The organism is Actinomadura keratinilytica (genome assembly GCF_039539665.1).
Taxonomy (GTDB): domain Bacteria; phylum Actinomycetota; class Actinomycetes; order Streptosporangiales; family Streptosporangiaceae; genus Spirillospora; species Spirillospora keratinilytica.
This window is the reverse complement of sequence record NZ_BAABDO010000262.1, coordinates 1-1425: the sequence shown is the minus strand read 5'-3', so window position 1 is coordinate 1425 and position 1425 is coordinate 1. Positions and strand designations below refer to the sequence as shown.

General features: G+C 77.3%; 1 protein-coding gene. It reads left to right on the top strand.

What is annotated here, in order from left to right:
* Window positions 1–597 precede the first annotated feature (597 nt).
* On the top strand, window positions 598–1284 hold the full coding sequence (locus ABD879_RS32575) for an SDR family oxidoreductase (protein ID WP_345025641.1): 687 nt from the start codon (window positions 598–600) through the stop codon (window positions 1282–1284).
* Window positions 1285–1425: the final 141 nt, after the last annotated feature.

Below are 1425 nucleotides of genomic sequence, written 5' to 3'. Positions count from 1 at the left end.
GCTCACAGAACGACATGGCTACGATCCGACTTCCGCGGGGGCCGTCGCCGCGCTGGTGGCCGAGACCGCATCGCCGTGCGTCGCGCCCGGCCGCGACGCCGACGCCTGGGAGGTGGTGGAGCGCACCCGCCGCGCGGGCGGCACCGTCGTGGCGACCGGCGGCTGCTTCGACCTGCTGCACGCCGGGCACGTCAGCCTGCTGCAGCAGGCCCGCCGCCTGGGCGACTGCCTGGTCGTGTGCGTGAACTCCGACGCCTCGGTGCGCCGCCGCAAGGGCCCCGCCCGCCCGGTGACGACCGCCGCCGACCGGGTGCGGGTGCTGCAGGCCCTGTCGGACGTCGACGCGGCCGTGGTGTTCGACGAGGACACCCCCGAGCGGCTGCTGGAGCGCCTGCGCCCCGACATCTGGGTCAAGGGCGCCGACTACGCCGGCGCCGCCCTGCCGGAGGCCGCCACCGTGCGCCGCTACGGCGGGGAGGTGGTGCTGCTGCCCTTCCTGGAGGGCCGCTCCACCACCCGCCTGCTGTCGCACCTCCCCGCGGCGCACCCGGCGCCGCCCATGCCGTCGTCCAAGGGAACAGCGAAGGGAACACCGTCATGAACGTCCTGGTCACCGGCGGATCCTCGGGACTCGGCGCGGCCGTCGCCGAGCGGGTCGCCAAGGACGGGCACCGGCCGCTCGTCATCGACCGCAACCCGCCCGCGGCGGAGGGCGGCGGGTGGCAGCACTGCCTGGCCGACCTGGCCGACCGGCACGCCGCCGAACGCGCCGTGCACTGCCTGGCCCGCGGCGCCGGCGGCCTGGACGCGGCGGTCACCGCGGCGGGCACCGACTCGTGCGGCCGGCTGTGCGACGTGCCGGCCGCGGACTGGGAGCGGGTCGTGCAGGTCAACCTGCTGGGCACCGCCGCCGTCGTGCGCGCCGCGCTGCCGTACCTGAAGGCGGCGCACCACGGGCGGATCGTCACCGTCGCCTCCACGCTGGGGCTGCGGGCGCTCAGCGACGCCACCGCCTACTGCGCCTCCAAGTTCGGCGTCATCGGGTTCACCCGGGCGCTGGCCGCCGAGCTGGCCGGTCAGGTCGCGGTGACGATGCTGGTCCCCGGCGGCATGGACACCGCGTTCTTCGACGGACGCGACGAGCGGTACCGGCCGGGCCCGGACGCCCAGCTCAACCGGCCCGAGGACGTGGCCGCCGCGGTGGTGTTCGCGCTGTCCCAGCCGCCCGGCTGCGAGGTGCGGGAGCTGGTGGTGTGCCCGTCGCGCGAACCGTCGTGGCCGTGACGCGGCATCACGTGCTGGTGCTGCGGGCGCTCGGGCTGGGCGACCTGCTGACCGCCGTCCCGGCGCTGCGTGCGCTGCGGCGGGCGCGGCCCGGCCCGCGCATCACCCTGGCCGCGCCCGCCGCGCTGGCGCCGCTGGCCG

Excerpts from the sequence above, each read along its gene's own strand:
- ABD879_RS32575 (WP_345025641.1), top strand. The coding sequence starts at position 598 with ATGAACGTCCTGGTCACCGGCGGATCCTCGGGACTCGGCGCGGCCGTC.